Origin of the sequence: Marinobacter pelagius (assembly GCF_003315345.1) — a bacterium.
GTDB classification, from domain to species: domain Bacteria; phylum Pseudomonadota; class Gammaproteobacteria; order Pseudomonadales; family Oleiphilaceae; genus Marinobacter; species Marinobacter pelagius_A.
On sequence record NZ_QNRO01000001.1, the window covers coordinates 366,938 to 387,876 of the forward strand.

The 20,939-nt window shown below is 58.4% G+C and carries 21 protein-coding genes; 19 read left to right on the top strand and 2 right to left on the bottom strand.

The genetic code is table 11. The features are described 5' to 3' along the window. Nucleotides 1–81 precede the first annotated feature (81 nt). The 18 genes from DET50_RS01830 to DET50_RS01915 all read left to right on the top strand — a co-directional run bounded on the left by DET50_RS01830 (nt 82) and on the right by DET50_RS01915 (nt 17,567). The gene (locus tag DET50_RS01830; RefSeq protein ID WP_113861169.1) at nt 82–969 is read left to right on the top strand and encodes a branched-chain amino acid ABC transporter permease; all 888 of its coding nucleotides are present in this window, start codon (nt 82–84) and stop codon (nt 967–969) included. A gap of 1 nt (nt 970) precedes the next feature. Further along, nucleotides 971–1,966 carry a branched-chain amino acid ABC transporter permease gene (locus DET50_RS01835; RefSeq protein ID WP_113861170.1) on the top strand — a complete coding sequence of 332 codons (996 nt, stop codon included), beginning with the start codon at nt 971–973 and terminating at the stop codon, nt 1,964–1,966. Nucleotides 1,967–2,245: 279 nt separating this feature from the next. Beyond that, a complete protein-coding gene (locus DET50_RS01840) occupies nt 2,246–3,079 on the top strand; it encodes an AraC family transcriptional regulator (RefSeq protein WP_113861171.1) in 834 nt (277 codons plus the stop codon). Between the two features lie 212 nt (nt 3,080–3,291). Beyond that, entirely contained in the window at nt 3,292–3,474 is a 183-nt protein-coding gene (locus DET50_RS01845) for a Flp family type IVb pilin (RefSeq protein WP_113861262.1), read from the top strand. A gap of 81 nt (nt 3,475–3,555) precedes the next feature. Continuing rightward, entirely contained in the window at nt 3,556–4,074 is a 519-nt protein-coding gene (locus tag DET50_RS01850) for an A24 family peptidase (RefSeq protein WP_113861172.1), read from the top strand. Between the two features lie 81 nt (nt 4,075–4,155). After that, nucleotides 4,156–5,430, top strand: coding sequence for an AAA family ATPase (locus DET50_RS01855; RefSeq protein WP_147252188.1), 1,275 nt, complete (start codon nt 4,156–4,158; stop codon nt 5,428–5,430). A gap of 5 nt (nt 5,431–5,435) precedes the next feature. Beyond that, on the top strand, nt 5,436–6,239 hold the full coding sequence (gene cpaB, locus DET50_RS01860) for a Flp pilus assembly protein CpaB (RefSeq protein WP_220150117.1): 804 nt from the start codon (nt 5,436–5,438) through the stop codon (nt 6,237–6,239). A 70-nt stretch (nt 6,240–6,309) separates the two neighbouring features. Next, a complete protein-coding gene (locus DET50_RS01865; protein WP_113861175.1) occupies nt 6,310–7,800 on the top strand; it encodes a type II and III secretion system protein family protein in 1,491 nt (496 codons plus the stop codon). A gap of 10 nt (nt 7,801–7,810) precedes the next feature. Beyond that, nucleotides 7,811–8,098, top strand: coding sequence for a hypothetical protein (locus DET50_RS01870; RefSeq protein WP_147252189.1), 288 nt, complete (start codon nt 7,811–7,813; stop codon nt 8,096–8,098). Nucleotides 8,099–8,113: 15 nt separating this feature from the next. Continuing rightward, nucleotides 8,114–9,304, top strand: coding sequence for a Tad domain-containing protein (locus DET50_RS01875; RefSeq protein WP_113861177.1), 1,191 nt, complete (start codon nt 8,114–8,116; stop codon nt 9,302–9,304). A gap of 30 nt (nt 9,305–9,334) precedes the next feature. Continuing rightward, the gene (locus tag DET50_RS01880) at nt 9,335–9,796 is read left to right on the top strand and encodes a TadE/TadG family type IV pilus assembly protein (protein WP_113861178.1); all 462 of its coding nucleotides are present in this window, start codon (nt 9,335–9,337) and stop codon (nt 9,794–9,796) included. Further along, entirely contained in the window at nt 9,793–10,278 is a 486-nt protein-coding gene (locus DET50_RS01885) for a TadE/TadG family type IV pilus assembly protein (protein WP_113861179.1), read from the top strand. Before DET50_RS01880 ends, DET50_RS01885 begins: the two co-directional genes overlap by 4 nt. 22 nt (nt 10,279–10,300) lie before the next feature. Further along, entirely contained in the window at nt 10,301–11,479 is a 1,179-nt protein-coding gene (locus DET50_RS01890) for a CpaE/TadZ family protein (protein ID WP_113861180.1), read from the top strand. A gap of 10 nt (nt 11,480–11,489) precedes the next feature. Further along, nucleotides 11,490–12,857: a TadA family conjugal transfer-associated ATPase gene (locus tag DET50_RS01895; protein WP_113861181.1), complete on the top strand. Its 1,368-nt coding sequence runs from the start codon at nt 11,490–11,492 to the stop codon at nt 12,855–12,857. Between the two features lie 3 nt (nt 12,858–12,860). After that, a complete protein-coding gene (locus DET50_RS01900; RefSeq protein WP_113861182.1) occupies nt 12,861–13,844 on the top strand; it encodes a type II secretion system F family protein in 984 nt (327 codons plus the stop codon). Nucleotides 13,845–13,856: 12 nt separating this feature from the next. Then, nucleotides 13,857–14,816 (top strand): type II secretion system F family protein, encoded by a 960-nt coding sequence (locus DET50_RS01905; protein ID WP_113861183.1) that lies wholly within the window; start codon nt 13,857–13,859, stop codon nt 14,814–14,816. Between the two features lie 29 nt (nt 14,817–14,845). Continuing rightward, nucleotides 14,846–15,826: a tetratricopeptide repeat protein gene (locus tag DET50_RS01910; protein ID WP_181799909.1), complete on the top strand. Its 981-nt coding sequence runs from the start codon at nt 14,846–14,848 to the stop codon at nt 15,824–15,826. A 475-nt stretch (nt 15,827–16,301) separates the two neighbouring features. After that, complete coding sequence (locus DET50_RS01915; RefSeq protein ID WP_258546023.1) at nt 16,302–17,567, top strand: DUF4998 domain-containing protein; 1,266 nt, start codon at nt 16,302–16,304, stop codon at nt 17,565–17,567. 66 nt (nt 17,568–17,633) lie between these two features. On the opposite strand, the gene DET50_RS01920 is transcribed toward DET50_RS01915, so the two are convergent. Both DET50_RS01920 and DET50_RS01925 read right to left on the bottom strand, forming a co-directional pair. Then, on the bottom strand, nt 17,634–18,074 hold the full coding sequence (locus tag DET50_RS01920; RefSeq protein WP_113861186.1) for a DUF7282 domain-containing protein: 441 nt from the start codon (nt 18,072–18,074) through the stop codon (nt 17,634–17,636). 110 nt (nt 18,075–18,184) lie between these two features. Beyond that, complete coding sequence (locus DET50_RS01925; RefSeq protein WP_113861187.1) at nt 18,185–19,198, bottom strand: AraC family transcriptional regulator; 1,014 nt, start codon at nt 19,196–19,198, stop codon at nt 18,185–18,187. 90 nt (nt 19,199–19,288) lie between these two features. On the opposite strand from DET50_RS01925, the gene DET50_RS01930 reads away from it, so the two are divergent. Further along, nucleotides 19,289–20,902 (top strand): FAD-binding protein, encoded by a 1,614-nt coding sequence (locus DET50_RS01930; RefSeq protein WP_113861188.1) that lies wholly within the window; start codon nt 19,289–19,291, stop codon nt 20,900–20,902. Nucleotides 20,903–20,939 lie beyond the last annotated feature (37 nt).

Consider the following 20,939-nt stretch of genomic DNA (forward strand, 5'->3'; position numbering starts at 1 on the left):
CCCTGGTGCGGGGAGTACCCGGGAACCTGCAGAGACGAAAAGTCCAATAAAAACGTCTGTGCTGCTTTTGGAGTTAGCAACATGTCCATGATTTTCGGCGTCCCTCTCGCTGTGCTCTGGGGCCAGCTATTGATCGGTATTATCAATGGCGCCTTCTACGCCCTGTTGAGTCTTGGTCTGGCGGTGATTTTCGGATTGCTCAAGATTATCAACTTCGCCCACGGTGCCATGTATATGCTGGGCGCCATGTGCACCGTTCTCCTGTTCGACTACCTGGGGATCAACTACTGGGTCGCGCTGTTTCTGGCGCCGGTGCTGGTGGGGCTTGTCGGGGTCGTGATTGAGTATTTCCTGCTACGCAGGATTGCAGGCCAGGATCACATTTACAGCCTGCTGCTGACATTCGGTGTGGCCCTCATGTTGCAGGGTGTGCTGACCAACTTTTTCGGGGTGTCCGGCCTGCGGTATTCCATGCCGGATACCTTCCAGGGAGGCATGAATCTCGGTTTCATGTTCCTGCCTTATTACCGGGCCTGGGTCATCGTGGTTGCGCTGCTGGTGTGCTTCGGAACCTGGTTCATGATCGAGAAGACCAAGCTCGGTTCCTATCTGCGCGCGGGCACTGAGGATGCGCAGCTGATGCAGGGCTTCGGTATAAACGTGCCATTGCTGGTGAGCCTGACCTACGGTTTCGGTGTCATGCTTGCCGCCTTTGCCGGTGTACTCGCCGCACCCATCTATTCGGTGACTCCGGTGATGGGGTCCCACATTCTCATCGTGGTCTTTGCCGTGGTGGTTATTGGTGGAATGGGCTCCATCGGGGGCGCCATTATCACAGGCGTGCTCATGGGGGTGGTTGAGGGCCTGACCAAGACTTTCTATCCCCCCGCTTCGTCGGCCGTGATTTTCCTGGTTATGGTCGTTGTATTGTTGATTCGGCCCACCGGTTTGTTTGGAAAGGAGGCATAACATGACTCAGCCCGTCAATCAGGCCGAAATCCACCAGGCCATCCTCGAACAGCAAAAAGCGGACGACCGCAAGCGGCTGATGGCAAACGGAGTACTGTTGCTGCTCCTGCTGGTTGCGCCGTTTCTGATGTACCCCGTTTTCCTGATGAAAATCCTGTGCTTCGCACTGTTCGCCGTCGCGTTCAACCTGCTGTTCGGCTTTACCGGCCTGCTTTCCTTCGGCCATGCTGCCTTCCTGGCCGCCGGCGGCTATACCACCGGCTATCTGCTCAGCAATATGCCGGGCCTGACAACCGAAGTGGGGATTCTCGCCGGAACCCTGGTGGCAACCTTGCTGGGGCTGGCCTTCGCGCTGATTTCCATCCGCCGGCAGGGCATCTATTTCGCGATGGTGACCCTGGCCCTGGCCCAACTGGTGTTTTTCTTCTTCGTTCAGTCGGAATTCACCGGCGGTGAAGATGGCATGCACGGTATTCCGCGTGGCGAACTGTTCGGACTGATCAGTCTCGATAACAACCTGAACATGTACTATTTCGTGCTGACGGTGTTCATTGCCTGCTACTTCCTGGTTCAGCGAGTGGTGGGAAGTCCCTTCGGACAGGTGCTCAAGGCCATCAAGCAGAACGAACCCCGGGCCGTGTCCCTGGGTTACAAGGTGGATCGTTACAAGGTACTGGCGTTCGTGATCTCGGCGGCACTTGCAGGGCTTGCGGGCTCCATGAAATCCGTGGTGTTCCAGCTTGCATCCCTGAACGATGCCCACTGGCACATGTCCGGTGAAGTCATCCTGATGACCCTTGTGGGCGGCATGGGCACCCTGCTGGGCCCGGTGGTCGGTGCGACCTTTGTAGTCAATGTTGAATACCAGTTATCCCAGGGGCCATTGAGAGACTGGGTGGATCCCATCCTCGGTGGGGTATTTGTTTTGACGGTGCTCGCCTTCCGCAGTGGTATCGTCGGGGAAATCCAGAAGTTCATGAAGAAGAACCTGGGTTAGTCCTGACGCGGAGTCAGACCAGGGGTCGGGGTCAGATGAAAAGCAAGCTTTTCATCTGACCCCATTTTCATGCCTGTCCATCCTCCTATTCACATTCGTTCCTCCCCATCCCGGTTACAAAACGCTGCAATAAAATGTGCCTGCTTTCTTGACGTGTACACTTGCCTTTCCTATTAGTTTGTATTACCTCACCAATTTATTAACAGAAATACATGTTAATCCCACCAGGTCCAGACGGAGCTGGAAACCCAAGAATCAAGAAAAAGGGGAAATGGCGGGATGGAGAGAGCTACTGTTGTGCTGGTGGACGCCACGCAGTATGGGGCGGACCCGGAGGTCGTCAGGGTAATTGAGCGGCACTTTCCGATAGTCAGAGTTTCCGCGAAGGAAGATCTGGGTTCGGTATATGCCAGCCATAACCGTGTGATCAGCTGTTTCGAGTTCGATTTTCCGGACATATCCAGCCTGTCCTTGCTGAGCGAGGCCAAGCAGGAGCACACCTCTGTGCCTGTGGTGATGTTCACCCAGCAGCACTCGGAGGCCCTGGCGGTATGGGCCCTCCGTAGTCGTGTGTGGGACTACTTTGTCAAACCGGTGCAGATGGACAGCGTGCTGGATTCCCTGCAGAGGCTGGAAAAGCTGGTCGGTAATCGCAGGGATCGCTCCGAACGGACCACAATCCTCAAGTCCCAGCCTCTTCCCGATGACGCCCGCTTCAAGAAACACAATTGCGAAGAAAAGATTGTCGAGTCAGCTGTTGCCTTCATTGAGCAGCATCTCTCCGAAAAGCTGATGCAGGCGGACATTGCCGAGCTCTGCGGCAGCAACAGCTACCAGTTAAGCCGTGCCTTTAAACGGGCCCATGGCATAACCTTCCAGGAGTTCATCGTCCGGCGCCGGATCGAGAAGGCGACCGAGCTGCTACAGAACAACAGTGCCTCCGTAATTGATGTGTGCTGGGCGGTGGGCTTCCATGATGCCTCCCATTTCACCCGGATGTTCCAGCGTCATATCGGCATGACACCCAGCCAGTACCGCCACAAGTGCAATGCCCTGCGAGAAGAGGCGACTGCCTCACCCCAGCTTTCTCTGTACAAATCCCTGGAGCTCTGACAGGCGCGTCCACAAGGCCACGTCTGATTAACCCGGAATTGCCTGTGCGTATTCTTGCGGCTTCCAGGATCCTCCTTTTGCAAAATCCTCCTATTGTTTCGCCGGAATACTCCTAACTGACTTCTGAATAACTTCTTATGCTGAAACTACAGCGCACGGAGATGGCGCTGTGCCATCAAGGAAGTATGTCTAACGACTGCAGGAGTTATGAGATGAAAAACTTCAAGGAAAAAGTAGTTGCGTTTCTTCGGGATGAGGAAGGTTTGGAGCTGTCCGAGTATGCGGTGGCTGGAGCACTCATTGTTCTGGGTGCGGTAGCCGCATTCACGTTGCTAGGTGGGAACGTCGCTACTGTGATCGACACCATTGCGAAGAAAATAGTCGTACCAGCGTGAGTGTGATTGATTTGGCGTGACTTAGACCAGAGGAGGGGGTTTCCCCTCCTCTGATGTTGCAAACGGTTCGTGGGAGGAAGCATGGATCAACTTAGTCTTTTAATAGCGACAACTCTCCTGTTCGGACTGCTTGGGGCGGTTTATTTCGACTTTTCTACTCGCCGTATCCCGAACGTTTTAACCTTATCAATGGTTGTGCTTGGGATAACTTTGCACAGTATCGGAGCCCAATGGCAAGGAGTGGGGTTTGCGCTAATGGGGCTGTTTGTTGGCCTGTTATGTTTCCTTCCACTCTATTTTTTTGCGGCGCTTGGCGCGGGGGATGTCAAGCTTCTCGCCAGTGTTGGTGCTCTGATTGGCCCCAATGCCGTCTTTTTAAGTGCTGTTTTGACACTGCTTGTCGGCGGAGTTTTTGCCTTGGCGTTTATTGCCTGGAAAGGCGGGCTATTTGTGATGGCCCGTCGGTATTGGTCAATGTTTTTATCTCTTGCCTACTTACAACCGACTTACATAGCCCCTGAAGAGGGCGAGGCTGCAGGGTTGCGAATGCCTTATGCGCCCGCAATAGCCTGCGGAACAACCCTGTCATTTCTTTTGTAAGCAGGACAATCAAGGATAGCGAAGGAGCAAGCAATGGACGCCGAACTCTTGTTAACCGACTACAGGGATTTACATCCAACAATGGGTGATAGTGTAGGTCGACCACATGGCCTGGAGGAAACTGGTCTCGATCACTTCTTCGTAGCCGATCTTTTGATAAAGCATCTGGGTCAGGTCAGCAACCAGACCCTCCAACATCTGTCCCGGAATATTTCACTGCCCGGAGCAATTCTGGAACCCGTTATCGCTCACCTGCGCCAGGAAGCTAAGGTTGAAAGCAAAGGCGCCGACTTCTCGGAGGGCGGCGTGCGCTATGCCCTGACAGACCGTGGTCGTGCCGCTGCTCTCGAGGCGCTTTCCCGTGATGGCTACTGCGGACCGGCGCCGGTCACTCTGGAAGCCTATTCCAAACTGGTTCGCCGGCAATCGGTCTCCAAATGCGTGGTCACCGAAGACGATATCCATCGTCTGTTCCAGGACACCGTGATCGATGAAAACCTCTTGGCCCAGCTTGGGCCGGCGGTGCACTCCGGCCGCGCCATGTTCATCTATGGCCCCGCAGGCAGCGGCAAGAGCTACATCACCCGTCAACTGGTGAAGCTGCTCGCGGGCCCGGTGCACGTACCTTATTCGATCCTCGTGGGCGACACAGTCATCAGCCTCTTCGACCCCGAGTTCCATCATCCGGTCCATGGCGAGCAGCAGGACCCGGTGCACCTCGGCAACGGTCACGATCCCCGCTATGTCCTGTGTCACCGCCCGGAAGTGACCACCGGCGGTGAGCTCACCCTGGACATGCTGGACCTGAAATTCGACGAACAGCGCAAGCAATACCAGGCACCCCTTCAGTTAAAAGCCAGCAATGGCATGTTGCTGATTGACGACCTCGGAAGGCAGCGGGTATCCCACGTGGACCTGCTCAACCGCTGGATTGTGCCCATGGAGGAAAAACGGGATTTCCTCAACCTGAGGGCAGGGCAGCACTTTGCGGTTCCCTTCGACATGCTGCTGATCTTCTCTACCAACCTGAACCCGCTGGAGCTTGCCGACGAGGCGTTTCTCCGGCGCATTGGCCACAAGATCGGATTCAAAACCCTGGAGCCAGAGCCGTTCCTGCGGCTGTGGCAACAGGTCTGCCAGACCATGGGGATCGAAGATGATTCCGAAACAACCCGGTACATGATGACAGAGCTTTACCCGACCCAGGGCAATATCCTGTTGCCCTGTCATCCCCGGGATCTGCTGGGTCTGGTCAGTGATTACTGCAGGTACCGCGGGTTACCGGCCCGGCTCACTACCGAATCCATTCGGTGGGCCTGGCAAAACTACTTCGTGCAGCTGGAAAACGTGGGGTGACCGCTATGTTCAAGTCAAGAACCGTTCTGATGCTCTCTTTTGCCCTGATCATGGGCCTGGGCGCCGCCTACCTGGCCAGGGGCTGGGCGCTTGACCGATTTGCGTCCCCGACCTCCGAGGATGGTGTACCTGTAGTCGTGGCAGCCTTGCAGATTCCCTTCGGCAAGAAGGTAGAAGCCAGTGACCTGAAAGTGGCCACCATGCCGAGATCGATGGTGCCGTCCAGTGCGCTGACCGAAGCCGAATCAATTGAAGGGCAGGTGGCGACCACGACTATCTACCCGGGTGAAATGATCCTGAAGGAGAAGGTGGCCGCCTTTGGTGGTGGTAGTGCTCTGTCTGCGGTGATCGCGCCGAACAAGAGGGCCGTGACTGTCCGGGTCAATGACGTTATCGGTGTTGCCGGCTTTCTGATGCCCGGCAACCGGGTGGATATCGTCGCCGCGAAGCGAAACGGTAACTACCGCTACGAGTCCCGGACACTCCTGGAGAACGTCAAGGTGCTGGCAGTTGACCAGACTGCTTCTCCTGAAAAGGACAAGCCGGTCATCGTGCGCGCAGTCACACTCGAGTTGAGCTCAGACGAAGCCGAAGAATTGGTCAAGGCCACCCAGGAGGGCATGATCCAGCTGGCCCTGCGCAATCCGTTGGATGACAGCGTGAGCCCGCCTCCGGAACCGGTCAAGGAAGAAGTGGTGGTTGAGGCCAAGCCGGCTCCAAAACCTGCACCTCGTCGGGTCGTCGCCACCAGTTCAAGGGTGACCATCATCCGTGGGACCGATGTGAGTACCTCGAGGGTTTCCATGTAGGACGGATTTGAATGCAGCGGTTGCCGGAGGAAGGCAGCCGCAAAGGAAGTAACCCAGGGAGAGAGTGACCATGACAATAAACATGAAGAAGCTGTCACTGCAGGGATGCCTGATCGGGCTGTTCCTGCTCTTGTCCGCCATCCCGGTCGCAGTAAAGGCCCAGGTGATGCTGGCAAGCGGAATGGACCGGCAAGTGGTGGAAGTGGCCCTGAACCAGTCCCAGATCCTCTATCTCGAGCAACCCGTCGCCAAAATATCGGTTGGTAATCCCGAGATCGCCGACATCCTGATCCTGCGTTCCCGTCAATTGTATGTGGTAGGCAAGCAACTGGGGTCTACCAACGTGACCCTGTGGGACAACAACAACCAGGTAGTTGCCGCTGTCGGTATTGATGTAACCCACGACCTGGAGGGCCTGAAAGCCAAGCTTCACCAGGTTCTGCCCGGCGAGGAAATCGAAGTTCGATCTTCCCAGGGTGCGATCATCCTCAGTGGTGAAGTCAGCAGCTCTGCACGCATGGCCGCCGCACTGGATCTGGCCCGGAGTTTCCAGGGTGGGGACGACGGCAAGGTTCTGAACATGATGCAGGTGGGCGGTGCTCAGCAGGTAATGCTGGAGGTGCAGGTGGCGGAGGTCTCCCGGGACTTCCTGAAGCGCATTGGTGCCAAGTTCGAAGCGATGAACGCCAACTCCCTGCTCACCATCGGTGCCGGCAACAACGGAACTGCGCTGGCACCGGCAAGTTCACTGTCCGGTGGCGGCACCGGTACCCTCACTCCCTTCGGTCCGCCGGCAACCCAGATTCTCAGGGAACCCCTGACTTTCGAGAGCACCGGGCTGTTCGCCAGCTTCATGGACGGCGATACCCTGTTTGACCTGGTGATCGATGCCGCCCAGGAAAATAATCTGGCGAAAGTTCTGGCTGAGCCGACGCTCACCACCCTGACCGGCCAGGAAGCCACCTTCCACGCGGGTGGTGAGTTCCCGATTCCCGTGGGCAGCGGGCAGGACGACGGCGTCAAGATCGAGTTTAAAGAGTTCGGGATCAGTCTGGGATTCCTCCCCACCGTGCTCGATTCCGGAATGATCAGTCTCAAGCTGAACATCAAGGTCAGTGAGCTCAGCAACCAGAATTCCATCGTGCTGGAGGTGCCGGATACCGCCGCGACCTTCTTTATCAACGCGCTTACCAGCCGCAGTGCCTCCTCGACGGTCGAACTGGCGAATGGGCAGACCATCGGTGTTGCCGGCCTGATCAACGAGAATCTACGGGAGCGTGTGAACAAGTTCCCGGGCCTGGGCGATCTGCCGATCCTGGGTCACCTTTTCCGGAGCCAGGAGTTCGTCAAGGGCAAGACGGAGCTGGTGATCCTGGTCACGCCCCACTTTGCCAAACCGGTGGATCGCAAGCAGTTCAGCCTTCCCACCGATTACTTTGTGGAGCCCTCGGATCTCGAGTTCTACCTGCTGGGTTACATGGAGGGCAGGCGCAAGCCCGGTGCTGAATCCGCATCCGGGGCGCAAGGAAGTGTGGAAGGACAATTCGGACACGAACTCTGAGGTGGAAACCATGGACGCATATCAGCAAACAATCAAAGCGGTAATGACAGGGCTGGCCACGGGCATGCTCCTGGCAGGGTGCGCGTCACCCAGCTCGGAAGATCAGTTCGGCAATTCCGTCCGCCAGATGATAGCCGCCCAGAAGTACGTTCCGCCCGGCCAGGAACCGCCCGAGCTGCCGGTGCTGGATGGCCGGAAGGCTGAAGCTGGATACAACAGCTACATCAAGGATACCGGCAAGCCCGAAAGACTTGGACCGGATATGAGTGGCGGCGTTGGCATGGGGCTTCAGCGCTGATAGGGAGGATGGACCATGGACGCGGTCAATAAGGCAAGGAACTTTCAGCAAGGCGCCATCCTGCCCATGGTCGCCATTTCCCTGGTGGTCATCCTGGGGATGGCGGCCCTGGCGCTGGATATCAGCAATGCCCACCTGGAGAAGACGCGGCTTCAGAATGCCCTGGATGCCGCGGCGCTGAGCGCGGCCAAGGTGCTTGACCAGACCGCAAATACGTTGCTGGCGGATGCAGCCGGGCATACTACCTTCGACGCCAACACGGCGGCGCCGGGTAATGCCGGCCTCGGTGACGCTTCGGCCAGTGGCAATCTCACCCTGGTCCTGGAATTCTCCAATACGCTGAACCCCTTTGTACCGGGCACGACACCGGCACAGTACGTCCGCGCCCGCGTCGACAACTATGACGTGTCCGAGTGGTTTGCGCCGGTGCTAGGGATCAATGACCTGGCCATTGCCGGTACTGCTGTAGCCGGCCCCAGTCCGACCATCAAGACCGCTTGCAACGTGGTTCCCATGATGGCTTGTGGAACACCGGGTGAAGACAATTATGGCTATTCCAGAGGGGAAGTGGAGCAGCTAAAAATTGGCTCCGGCACCAGTTCCGAAGTCGGTAACGGAAACTTCTACCTGATTCGCCTCGACGGCAGTAGCGGCGGTGCAGATGTCCGCGAGGCCGCCGCTGGCAAGTTCGATGCATGTCTGACCACGGGTGAGGATGGTGATATCGAAACCGAGCCCGGTAATACCGTTGGCCCGTTTGCCCAGGGCATCAATACACGCCTGGGCATCTACAACGGCCCCGTGAGTGCGGCCGAATATCCTCCGGATTGGTTTACCGAACATGCTCCCTATAACGAAGCCGATTACATCGCTGAAACGGCCCCGGCATTTAATCTCGACTGGTATTTGGAGAAATACGAGACCGTTAATCCTGATTCACAACTCACCGGCCAACCGGGCCGACGGATCCTGACCATGCCCGTGGGCAACTGCGATGGCCTCGCCAACGGCCAGAGTTCCGTGGAGCTGCTGGGTTTCAGCTGTTTCTACATGATCGACAAGATGAACCAGGCCGGCCAGGCGGTTTTCTATGGCCAGTTCAAGGATGACTGCGGCGGCAGCGGTGTACCCGGACCCGATCCCGGCGCCGGACCAGGCCCCCGGATTATCCAGTTGTACAAGGACCCGGATACCTTCGACAGCTGAGGGTGCCGAAAGCGGGAGGGAAGTGACGACATGGACGCATTGAACAAGATCGGCAAAAAACAGAAGGGTATTGCCACCCTGGAGTTTTGGCTGACCGCGCCGTTTCTGCTGCTGGTCGTGTTTGCGGTGAGTGAGTTGGGTTGGGCGTTCAGCCAGTACCACACCATGACGCGGGCGACCCGTGACGGCGCCAGGCACGTTTCCTCATTGGCCATGAATGGCAGCATTGGTCTCATTCTCCTGGACAGCAACCTGGTGCAGCAAACCAGCAATCTGGTGGTTTATGGCAATACCCTTGGTGCTGGTGACCCCCTTCTGCCCGGATGGTCCGCCGGTGATATCACGGTAACCAAACCGGATGCCGCACACGTTACCGTGAGTGCCACCTACAACTACATCCCGCTGATCGGCCAGATTCCCGCTTTTTATGGGGGAGAGCCGATCAGCATGGCCTTTGAAATGCAGAGCACCGTGCAGATGAGGGCGCTATGAACATCACAAAGCAGTCGGGTTTGCACACCGTGGAGTTTGCCGTTGTCGGGGCCATGTTCTTCATTCTGCTGTTCGCCAGCATCGAGTTCGGCCGGCTGATGTTTGTCTGGAACACGCTGGACGAGATGAGCCGGCGTGCGGCCCGGGTGGCGGTGGTCTGCCCCATAGAGCACAGCGCTATCCGCCGGGTTGCCATGTTTGATGAGCCGGGCACATCCGGTGAGAGCCCGATACTAAAGGGCCTGATGGAATCCCATATCTCCATCGACTATCTCACCTCCACCGGCGGTGTTTTGGCTGACCCGGCGGGAAATTATCTCGATATTGCCTTTATTCGCAGTGAAGTGAGCGGTTTTCAGCACCAACTGATCATTCCGTTCTTCTTCCAGACCTTCGAGCTGCCTCCTTTCGTGACGGTTCTGCCGCGGGAGAGCCTCGGTGTGTCGCGGGAAGGCACCGGTTGTTTCGGGACCATCAGTTGAACAAGCAAGGAAGGGCGAAGCCATGAAAGCACGTATTACCGTTTTGATTGCCGGGCGCAATGCCCAGGAATTGCAGGAGCTTGAAGACATGCTCGGCGACCAGCCGGGCCTTGCCCTTAGCAAACGCCTCATTACCAACGGACATTCTGATCCGCTCTATAACGTCAAGGAATTGCCGGATGCTCTGATCTTCTGCACCACGTCCGCCTGGGAAGACGAACTCCGATCCCTGGACGATCGGCCAGTCACCAGCCGTGTGCCAACCGTGGTGACAGGGCCCGAAAACATGACGATCATGCGTACCGCCATGCGAGTGGGCGCGCGGGACTATTTCAGCTTTCCGGCACCGAAGCAGGAGGTTCTGGAATCCCTGGTGCGGATAGCGGCTGAACTGGCGCCGGATTCTGATTCCAGCGGTGGAACATTTGCCGTGATCAATGCCAAAGGTGGGTCCGGAGCCAGCACCATAGCTGCATCCCTGGCTCATAGTCTGGCAGAGCGGATCGAGCAACGGGTGGCCCTTCTGGATATGGATCTGCAATTCGGCAACCTGGCGTCGGCCTTTGATTTGCACGAGGGTGGCGGGTTGGTGGACGCCATCCTGAGAGCAGACAACATGGACCTGATGGCCCTCGAAGGCCACATGCTCAAGCACAAGAGCGGTCTGCATCTGCTCGGCAATGGCTCTGATCAGCTTGTTGTGCCGGGGGACATCGATGAGGGCCAGCTGCAGAAACTGCTGGCGCTGCTGCGCACCGGTTATGACCACACAGTGATCGACCTGCCCCGTCAGATCGACAGCGTGACCGGGCTGTTACTGGAATCCGCGGACCGGGTGCTGCTGGTACTCCAGCAAAGCATTTCCCATGTTCAGGATGCCCGCCGTTTACTTCACTACCTGACCCGCTACATGGGGGTATCCGCCGATAGGATCGGAATTGTGGTGAATCGCTGGGACAAACGGCTGGCACTCACCGCCGGTGACATCGAAAAGGCCCTGGGTATCGGGGATATGACCTTTATTCCCAATGATTACGCGAAAGTGGCGGAGAGCTCGAACCTGGGTGTTCCGCTGCTTGAAGCCGCACCTGGTTCCCCGGTCAGCCGGAGTATGGTGCGGATGGCGGAAGCGCTGAGTGGCAAGAGAGTGGTTCCACAGTCCGGCCTGGGCCGGATGTGGCGGAAACTGGCAGGAGCCTGAGGAGAGTGTCATGGAACTGAACCGACTGAACGAATTTGGCAAGGGCGAGCCGGAGCCACCACTGGTTCACAACGGCAGTGGCCCCTCACTGGCCCGCAAAGCTGAGGAAGAGCAGGAGCGAGCCTGGAAGCAGAAAATCCATCAGAAACTGATGAAGGTTCTGGACCTTTCGCTCCTGGGTACCCTGGGTAAAGAGGAGGCCGAGCGCCAGTTACAGGAAATCGGCCAGCGGCTGATGGCAGAGGAGTCCATTCCGCTCTCGCTGACCGCTCGCCAGCGCATCATTCGCCAGATTCAGGATGACATTCTGGGTCTTGGCCCCCTGGAGCCGCTTCTGGCTGACAAGTCCATCGCCGATATCCTGGTCAACGGCCACGACAGTATCTATGTCGAGCGCAACGGCAAGCTGGAAAAGGTGGATGTGAGTTTCCACAGCGACACTCACCTGCTGAACATCATTGACCGCATTGTTTCCAGTGTCGGTCGCAGGATTGATGAATCCTCTCCGATGGTGGACGCACGCCTGAAGGACGGTTCCCGGGTCAACGCCATCATTCCGCCGCTGGCCGTGGACGGACCGCTGTTGTCCATCCGCCGTTTCTCCATCGGTCGCCTGTCCATGGAAGCGTTGATGGAAAAAGGCACGCTGACCGCACCCATAGCCGGTCTGCTCGAGAGTATTGTGCGGGGGCGGTTGAACGTTCTGATTTCTGGCGGTACCGGTTCTGGTAAGACCACGCTGCTGAACGTTTTGTCTGGCTTCGTTCCGGATAACGAGCGGATTGTCACCATCGAAGATTCGGCGGAACTCCAGCTCCAGCAGCCACACGTGGTGCGGCTGGAGACCCGGCCTCCGAATATCGAGAACAAGGGCGAAGTGACCCAGCGGGATCTGGTCCGCAACAGCCTGCGGATGCGGCCTGACCGCATTATCGTCGGCGAGGTCCGTGGCGCTGAAGCCCTGGATATGCTCCAGGCTATGAATACCGGCCACGACGGCTCCATGACCACGCTGCACGCCAACGCCCCCAGGGATGCTCTCACCAGAATCGAAAACATGGTGTCCATGACCGGCACCACCATGCCGGTCAAGGCGATCCGTTCCCAGGTGGCATCCGCCATCGATGTGGTGCTCCAGGTGGAGCGCCAGGAGGACGGTACCCGCCGCCTGGTCAGTGTGCAGGAAATCAACGGCATGGAGGGGGACGTGATCACCATGTCCGAGCTGTTCAATTTCCGGCGCGTGGGCCGGGATGAGGAGGGCAAGGTGATAGGTCATTATAAGGCCACCGGCATTGTGCCCCGCTTTCACGAGCATCTGCACCAGCGGGGCATCGCAGTGCCCCTGTCACTTTTCGATCCCGATTTCGAGGACTGAGCCATGGAAGCGTTGGGAGACAAACTCTGGATATTTCTTGCCCTGGTGTTCGTGGCAGTGTTTCTGCTCTCCCAGGGCCTGGTGATTCCGGTTTTCGGTGAAAGTCGGGGTGCCCGCAAGCGGCTTAATGAGCGCATGCATAAAATGACTCAGGGGGATGAGGGCCAGAAACGGCTCTCCCTCATGCAGGAGCAGTACCTTCGGGACCTGTCACCCCTGGAGAAGCGCCTGGAATCCATGCATCTGCTTCAGCCACTGGTCAGTCTGATCGCCCAGAGCGGTTACCAGACCAGAGCCTACCGGGTGTTGTTACTGGCGCTTCTGCTGGCGGCCGTCGCGGCCTTCGTAGGCTTCAGCATGACCAAGGCCTGGTGGGCGCCGATGGTGCTGGCACCACTGGCCGCCAGTGCGCCGTTCCTCTATCTGCGTAACAAACGCAGCAAGCGGATTGCCAAGATCGAAGAACAGCTGCCGGACGTGGTGGATGTCATCATCCGGGCCCTGCGGGCGGGGCACCCGTTTATCGAAGCGATCCGGCTGGTTTCCACGGAAATGCCCAGCCCGGTGAAGGAGGAATTCCAGAAAACCTTCAACGAGATCAACTACGGCGGTGATGTGCGGGCGGCATTGTTCGGTCTGCTTCAGCGGGTGCCCAGCGTTCTGGTGATGGCACTGATCACCGCCGTTCTCGTGCAGCGCGAGTCCGGGGGCAACCTGGCGGAGGTGCTGGAAAAGATCGCCGGCGTGATCCGGGGGCGCTTCCGGTTCCAGCGCCGGGTGCGCACGCTCTCCGCAGAGGGCAGGATTTCAGCCTGGGTCCTGACCATGACGCCGTTTGTGCTCTTTGTACTGATCTCGCTGGTGAATCCGGACTACATGCCCATGCTTATCGAGAGCCCGCGAGGCGCCGACATTGTTCTGATAGCACTCATTCTGATTGTGATCGGCGTGTTCTGGATCAAGAAGATCCTCAATATCAAGGTGTAGGAGAAGCCAGCCATGGAATACGTGATCGGATTGCTCGATACCGTCATTCAGGACCGCCAGATGGCGCAATATGCCTTTATCGGATTGATGGCGGTGGCCGTGTTCTGCCTTGCCCTCGCTGGCATGTACCTGGTCTCCACCATGTTCCATCCGGTGCGCAGTCGACTGCACAATGTGGTCGCTCCGGAGGCGGCCGAAGCGCAGCGCGATGGTCCGGTATCCTCGTTCATGAGATCAAACGCGCCCCGTTTTCTTCCCAAGAAGGAAGGGGACCGTAATCGCACCCGGGAGCGACTGATACACGCAGGTTTCAGGAATGACAGTGCTCTTGCCAACTTCTATGCGATCAAGACCTTGCTCATCGTGGGGCTGCCATTGGCGGTGTTCTTCGGTCTGCGCTGGGTGCCCGGGCTCACCACCATTGAAGTCGTCCAGGCGGCGGCCGGTGCCATGTTGGTTGGCGCACTGGGCCCCAACTATGTACTGGCCAAGATGATCGAACGCCGGAAGCGCCGGTTATACAACGGCTTTCCGGATGCGCTGGATTTGCTGGTGGTCTGCACAGAGGCCGGTTACGGCCTGAAGCCAGCATTGCAGAGGGTTGCCGATGAGCTGGTGATCGGCCATCCGGAGCTTTCCGAAGAGCTGTCCCTGGTAAACAGTGAAATGCGCGCCGGGGTGGATCGGGTCGATGCCCTGAAGAACCTGGCGGATCGTACAGGCCTTGAAGAGATCGGAGGCCTGGTGGCATTGCTCAGCCAGAGCCTGCGCTTCGGTACCAGTATTGCGGAATCCCTGAGGATTTACTCGGAGGAGTTCCGGGACAAACGTATGCAACGGGCGGAAGAGGAGGCCGGCAAGGTGTCCACCAAAATGGTGTTTCCGCTGGTGCTGTGCATGTTCCCCGCCTTCTTCGTGGTGGCCATTGGCCCGGCCGTAGTCGGATTGCTGGATCACTTCCAGGTTTACTGATGTTCATAACAAGAAAGGGAGAATTTGCCATGATCGGACAATGGAAGAATGTCTCGGCTGGTACGAACGAAAGCAGCTTTGCCCGGGCAGGGCTGCGAAAGCTTGCCGATGCCGGGCTGATCACTATGTTGCTGTTCCTGGGTGGCTGCGCCGGCGGCCCCCAGGTAAAAAGCGGAAATGCCTTTACAGACCTTTATGATGGCAAGTCCGAGTTGACCTTTTCCACCCTGATGCCGGTGGAATCCGCTGAAGAAGCCATAGCCCGCGGCGATGCGGCCTATCGGCAGGGGAAACTGGATGAGGCGGTGTTCGAGTACATCCGCTCCCTGGAACTGGATCCGGAGAATGCGGATACCTTCTACAAGGTGGGCGCCATCAATCAGCACAAGGGTGCATCGGACAAGGCTGCCTCGGCATTCCAGCTTGCCCTGCAACTGGAGCCCGACCATGCCGGTGCCCTTGAAGGTCTGGGCCTGATGCTGATGAAACAGCGGCAGCATGACAAAGCCAAAACCCTGCTGGAACGATCGGTGGCTGCAGATGAAAACCGTTGGCAGGCATTCAATGCCCTCGGCATCATGGCCGACCTGCAGGGTGAATTTGCCGCCGCGAGAACCTACTACGACCGGGCCCTGGCGATTTCTCCCCGCAATGCGAGGCTCCACAACAACCTGGGTTACTCCTTCTACCTGATTGGCCACTGGAATCGTGCGGAATACCAGTACCAGACCGCGCTGAACATCGATCCCGAGCACGAGCGCGCCTGGCGCAACCTCGGCCAGCTCTATACCCGGCTGGAGCGATTCGATGAGGCCCTGGAAGCGCTCATCAAGGTGATGCCGGAAGCGGATGCCTGGAATACCATCGGCTATATCCTGATGAACGAAGGCGACTACCGGCAGGCTGAAGAGTTCTTCAGCAAGGCCGCCAAGACCTCACCCAGTTACCACGTGACTGCCAATGACAACCTGGCCCAGGTGAGGCGGTTGATTGCGCGCAGTGGGGATTGAGGATCAGGCGTTGGGGACGGTGAAAATGGGGTCAGATTAAAAGCGCTGACGCGCTTTTAATCTGACCCCTTCTTGGGTTTTGCCCCGGAGTCGTCCCCATTACCGCGAAATCACCAATTTCCACTGTTTAAATTTGTAAACACCATTTGGACCTTACCGCAGGAACTCGCCCACTCAACTCTTCCTCTTGTTCAAAATATAACCATAAAACATGAGATTAAGCCCCGCCTCCCAGCCCTCACCCCTGTAACCTTCGATGTCCCGATGTTACCTACCGTAAGCGCCACTTTCCTGACGAATTCCAGCAGATAAAAAGCCAACCCGATCACATTTTGATCAGAAAAGGACGCAGTATGATTTGCCCAATTCGTCAATAAATTGGTGCAGAAAGATGTCATATTGCGGCAAAAATTTATCGAAGCAGGGGCTGCTGGTTCTTTCGGCGTCCGTTTTTCTTTCGGGCTGCTTCAAGGATATGACGGCCAGCGAAAACAGCTCCGTAGCGCAGATTCAGGAGCCCGGAGTCGAGGTTGCCGGTGCGGCCATGAAGGGTGTTATTCAGCAAGGTATCGTTACGGCGAATCGGTTGCTGGCGGACAAGGACGGTTTTTACACTCCCGACCGGTTGGCGGCCAAGCCTGTGCTTACCGCTGATGACGGCAGTTATGACCTGCGCTTGCGGGGCAAGGCCGACGGCTGGGCTCTGGTTGAGCTACAGGCGGATGGCAGCACTCGCATGATCTGCGACGTGGTCCCCCAATGCGACCAGGCCGGTGCTGAGGCGGTCGCGTTCGGCCAGCCGATGCCGCTGGATAGCCAGTTCAGCTTGCGCGGTGCCGGTGACCTGACCACAGAAACTGTGCACCTGACGCCGCTGACCCATCTGGCGGTCACACTGGCGGAGCGAAGCGCCAACGGTCTGTCTCCGGAAGCCCTGTCTGCTGCCTACCAGACGGTTGAAGGCTGGTTCGGGCTCGCTCCCGGTTCGCTTCGTCTGGCTCCGCCGGATCTGACTCGACTTGACGACCTGGGCAGTGTTTCGGCGGATGCACTGCAGGTGTCCATCGCCAATGCGGCTTTCCTGGCCCTGGTAAATGACAGCGCCCAGTGGAGCACCATCTCTGAGGTGTTGAACAACATGACCTCCCAGATTGCGGCTAGCGGACGGATAGAAATCATGGGAGATGGCGTTAATGTGGCGCTGGCGGACGTGGTCAGTGCCGCAGCGCTGCAGTCCTCGGAGCTCCAGGCCACCGTGGCGTCGAGTGTGATCAGTCAGAAGCTTGTTGTTGTGGAGTATCGTAATGTCCAGCGCTTCAAGACCATTGCTGATGTGTACTCGGACTCCGACACTGCCGTTGCTGATTCAGGAGACAGTGCGGGGAGCAGTGAAGGTACGATTGGTAGTGGTAGTGACACCACCACCGGAACAACCGAGTCACCGGTAACCGAACGCGTCCAGGAGCCGACAATCCCGGCGAACGCCGCTCTGCTGAGCTGGACCGCACCGCTCACCCGCGAGAACGGTGAGAGCCTGACCATGGGTGAAATCGCAGGCTTCGAGGTGGTCTACGGGACCAATCCGGACAGCCTCGACCAGAGCCTCGCAATCGGCGACGCCTCGGTAGATGAGCTCCTGGTGGACGAATTGACCGCTGGCACCTGGTATTTCGCCATCCGCACCCTGGATACCGATGGCAACCGCAGTCGTCTGTCCGAGGTTGTGTACAAACAGATCTGATTGGAACTGAGCGGCTGCCGCGCGCCAAAGGGAAGCGCGGCAGCCGGAGTTTCCCGTCCTGGCGTTTTATTTCGCGGTAATGGTGGTCATCACCAGTTTGCCGTCCTTGCGGACCGGACCGTCTTCCTTGGCCCCCAGGGTGTACTCGAAGGTGCCTGTTTTCATACCGCCATCCTCGCCGTGAACCATCAGCATAAGCATGTCGCCAGGCTTGACCTCTTCGGTCAGTATGGCAGCGACGTCCATGTTTTTGCCTTTCTTCAGGGGCGCGTGGCCGACAACCGGGCCGGGTTTCATGTCTTCACCGGTGCGATGAATTACCAGCCAGCCGTTTTTCCCGGCATTCACTTTCTTCGCGGTGACAGTGCCGGCAGCAACGCTCTGGTCATCCGCCCACACCTGGGCACCGTCCATTTCATGATGGCCGGCCATCGTGGTACCCGCCATCATGGCGCCGGATATCAGAGTGGCTGTCAGCAGGGCGTTTTTCTTACCGTGTTTTTTCATGACGTTCTCCTTATGCTTGGTTTTGACCCACCTGTGCAGAGGGATTCGAGATGGGTGTACATCGGCTACGGGAGAACGCGGCGGAAAGTTGCAGTTGGGAAAAAATATTTTCAATCTGAGCGCCCGAGGTGCTTGCGCCACCGAACCGGCGGCGAGCCGGTCCATCGTTTGAAAGCCCGGTAGAAGGTACTGACTTCGGCGAACCCCAGGGATTCGGCTATCTCCGGGAGGGCGGCGCTGGTCTCGGCGACCGCCTGAAGTGCCTTCTGGCGCCTGACTTCATCGAGCAAACCATCAAAGGTTTGGCCCTGGTCCCGTAGTCGACGGGCCAGGGTCCGCTCGCTGATGCCAAGTACCTCGGCTGCATCAGCCCGACGGGGAAGCATTGGCCCCACCCGGGCGGCCAGCCATCGCTGTAATTCCGCAACCGAGGCACTGTTCATGGTCAGGGCCTCCAGGCGGGCGCTGGTGTAGCGCTCATGAACCTGTGCCAGTTGGGGATCTGCCTGGGGCAGGGGCTGATCCAACACAGTGTTTTCTATCAGCACACCACTGAAGGCCTGCTCGAACTCCACCGGGCAATTGAATACCGTCTGGTAACCCTGAGCCGGACCAAGGCGGGGCTGGCTGAACTGGACGCGGGCCGGTTGCATCCGGGTTCCTGTCACCCAGCTGGCAAAGCCAACCACGGACGCTAGCACCGCCTCGATCTGGTGGGGGCTGAACGCCAGCTTGCCCTGGCGGGGATGGTAGACCAGCCAGGTGGCGGCATTGCCGGCAACAATCTGGAATCGACCGCCATCGGATATCAGCCGTTGAAAGCGCTGAACCATCGCAATGGCCTCGCGCAGGGTTGCGGCAGACTGCAAGGCAAAACCCACCCCGCTGATGCTCATGGGAGTGAACTCTGCACCCACCTTCAGCCCGAAACCGGGGTCGCCGGTGCAGCGCTCCGCCGCATGCCACAGGCGGGTGATGTCATCGATTGGCCAGCGTTCCAGCTCGCAGGCGGACACCGGAATGTCGGCTTCTGCCAACAGGGTATCCGTGTCCACGGTGAGGCGTTCGGCCGCTCCGATCACGGTATTGACCCAGCCCATGGAGACGGTGGCCTCTAGTGTCAATTTTGTTGGCCTCTATTGTCAATTTTAAAGCCATGGTACCGGTATATCGTTGAACCTGACAACTCATTACTAACGGGTCGGGTACGCATTATGGCCAAGGTGATTGCTTCAGACATTCTGGTGGTTGGCGGCGGGCTGGCGGGCATTGTCACCGCTCTCGAAGGCCTGCGGGCCGGGAAAACTGTCACCCTGGCTGACCGTGACACCGAGGAACGCATGGGCGGCCTGGCACTCTGGGCCTTTGGCGGCATGATGCTGGTGGATACACCCTTGCAGAAGCGAATGAAGATTGCGGACACGCCGGAAATCGCCCTGGGCGACTGGCTCAGCTTCGGCGAACTGGCACCCGATGATGAGTGGCCGCTGCAATGGGCTCGCTACTACGTCGAGCACTCCCGCAGCGAGGTCTACGACTGGCTGAGCAACGAAGGCATCAAGTTCCTTCCCGCCGTGAACTGGGTGGAGCGGGGGCGCTTTGGCGATGGCAACCGGTTGCCCCGTTACCACGTTGTGTGGGGTACTGCCCGGGAACTGGTCCGTTGTCTGCTGGCAGCCCTGCACCGTGAGAATACCGCCGGCAGACTCACCCTGTTGCACGAGCACCGCATCACCGAACTGGAGCATGAGGCCGGCAAGGTCAGCGGTGCCCTGGCCATCAACGAGGCTACTGGTGAAGAGGTGCGCCTGGCGGCTTCCTCTGTGGTTCTGGCAACCGGCGGCATCAACGGTAGCCATGAGCAATGCCGGGCCAACTGGCCCGGTGACCGGCCGCAACCCGCCCGCATGCTGAACGGGGCTCATCCTTATGCCGATGGCCGCATGCATCACTGGGTTGCGGACAGTCTGGATGGCCAGATCATCCATGCCGGGGAAATGTGGAATTACGCCGCCGGTTTCCCGCATCCGTACCCGCACTTTCCGGGCCACGGGCTATCCACCATTCCCTGTAAATCGGCCCTGTGGCTGAACCACCGGGGAGAGCGGATCGGCCCGGAGCCCCTGGTGACCGGGTTCGACACCCACTGGTTGTGCCAGCGGGTGGCGGAACAGGAAAAGCCCTGGACCTGGCACCTGCTCAACTGGCGCATCGCCGCCAAGGAGTTTGCCATTTCCGGCGCCGAGCACAACGCCCGCATCCGGGACAAGCAGTTCCCCCAGTTTGTGAAAGAGTTGTTGCTGGGTAACCACGCGTTGGTTCGCCAGATGCAGCACGAAAGCCGTGACTTCCTGGTTGCGGATACCCTCGCCGACCTGGCCGGTAAGATGAACGCGCTGACTTGCTCCAACGATATCGGCCCGGAGACACTCCAGGCCACCGTTGATACCTTCGACGCAAACTTCGCCGCCGGCACCAGTCTGCACAATGATCCCCAGATTCGAATGATTCAGCACGCCCGGGAATGGAAGCCGGACCGCCTGCGTACCTGCAAGCCGGCCCCGCTGCAGAAACCGGGCGCCGGCCCCTACATCGCCATCCGCATGCAGCTGATCACCCGCAAGAGCCTGGGCGGCCTGCAAACCGATCTGCACAGCCGGGTCCTGAACGGGCAGGGTTCACCCGTGCAGGGTCTGTACTGCGTGGGGGAGGCGGCCGGCTTTGGTGGCGGTGGTTCCAACGGCAAACGATCGCTGGAGGGCACCTTCCTGCCCGGCTGCATCATGACCGCGCGGGCGGCAGTTCGGTCGATTGTTTCAGGCAGCTAGATCGAATAACACTGAATTACGAAAGGTTGGAGAAAAA

Bases quoted from the DNA above. Each gene is read 5' to 3' on its own strand.
- DET50_RS01885 (WP_113861179.1), top strand. From the start codon at position 9,793: ATGAACATCACAAAGCAGTCGGGTTTGCACACCGTGGAGTTTGCCGTT.
- DET50_RS01855 (WP_147252188.1), top strand. From the start codon at position 4,156: ATGGGTGATAGTGTAGGTCGACCACATGGCCTGGAGGAAACTGGTCTC.
- DET50_RS01910 (WP_181799909.1), top strand. From the start codon at position 14,846: ATGATCGGACAATGGAAGAATGTCTCGGCTGGTACGAACGAAAGCAGC.
- DET50_RS01850 (WP_113861172.1), top strand. From the start codon at position 3,556: ATGGATCAACTTAGTCTTTTAATAGCGACAACTCTCCTGTTCGGACTG.
- DET50_RS01900 (WP_113861182.1), top strand. From the start codon at position 12,861: ATGGAAGCGTTGGGAGACAAACTCTGGATATTTCTTGCCCTGGTGTTC.
- DET50_RS01875 (WP_113861177.1), top strand. From the start codon at position 8,114: ATGGACGCGGTCAATAAGGCAAGGAACTTTCAGCAAGGCGCCATCCTG.
- DET50_RS01845 (WP_113861262.1), top strand. From the start codon at position 3,292: ATGAAAAACTTCAAGGAAAAAGTAGTTGCGTTTCTTCGGGATGAGGAA.
- DET50_RS01915 (WP_258546023.1), top strand. From the start codon at position 16,302: ATGACGGCCAGCGAAAACAGCTCCGTAGCGCAGATTCAGGAGCCCGGA.
- DET50_RS01865 (WP_113861175.1), top strand. From the start codon at position 6,310: ATGACAATAAACATGAAGAAGCTGTCACTGCAGGGATGCCTGATCGGG.
- DET50_RS01890 (WP_113861180.1), top strand. From the start codon at position 10,301: ATGAAAGCACGTATTACCGTTTTGATTGCCGGGCGCAATGCCCAGGAA.
- DET50_RS01830 (WP_113861169.1), top strand. From the start codon at position 82: ATGTCCATGATTTTCGGCGTCCCTCTCGCTGTGCTCTGGGGCCAGCTA.
- DET50_RS01870 (WP_147252189.1), top strand. From the start codon at position 7,811: ATGGACGCATATCAGCAAACAATCAAAGCGGTAATGACAGGGCTGGCC.
- DET50_RS01920 (WP_113861186.1), bottom strand. From the start codon at position 18,074: ATGAAAAAACACGGTAAGAAAAACGCCCTGCTGACAGCCACTCTGATA.
- DET50_RS01835 (WP_113861170.1), top strand. From the start codon at position 971: ATGACTCAGCCCGTCAATCAGGCCGAAATCCACCAGGCCATCCTCGAA.
- DET50_RS01895 (WP_113861181.1), top strand. From the start codon at position 11,490: ATGGAACTGAACCGACTGAACGAATTTGGCAAGGGCGAGCCGGAGCCA.
- cpaB (WP_220150117.1), top strand. From the start codon at position 5,436: ATGTTCAAGTCAAGAACCGTTCTGATGCTCTCTTTTGCCCTGATCATG.
- DET50_RS01930 (WP_113861188.1), top strand. From the start codon at position 19,289: ATGGCCAAGGTGATTGCTTCAGACATTCTGGTGGTTGGCGGCGGGCTG.
- DET50_RS01880 (WP_113861178.1), top strand. From the start codon at position 9,335: ATGGACGCATTGAACAAGATCGGCAAAAAACAGAAGGGTATTGCCACC.
- DET50_RS01840 (WP_113861171.1), top strand. From the start codon at position 2,246: ATGGAGAGAGCTACTGTTGTGCTGGTGGACGCCACGCAGTATGGGGCG.
- DET50_RS01905 (WP_113861183.1), top strand. From the start codon at position 13,857: ATGGAATACGTGATCGGATTGCTCGATACCGTCATTCAGGACCGCCAG.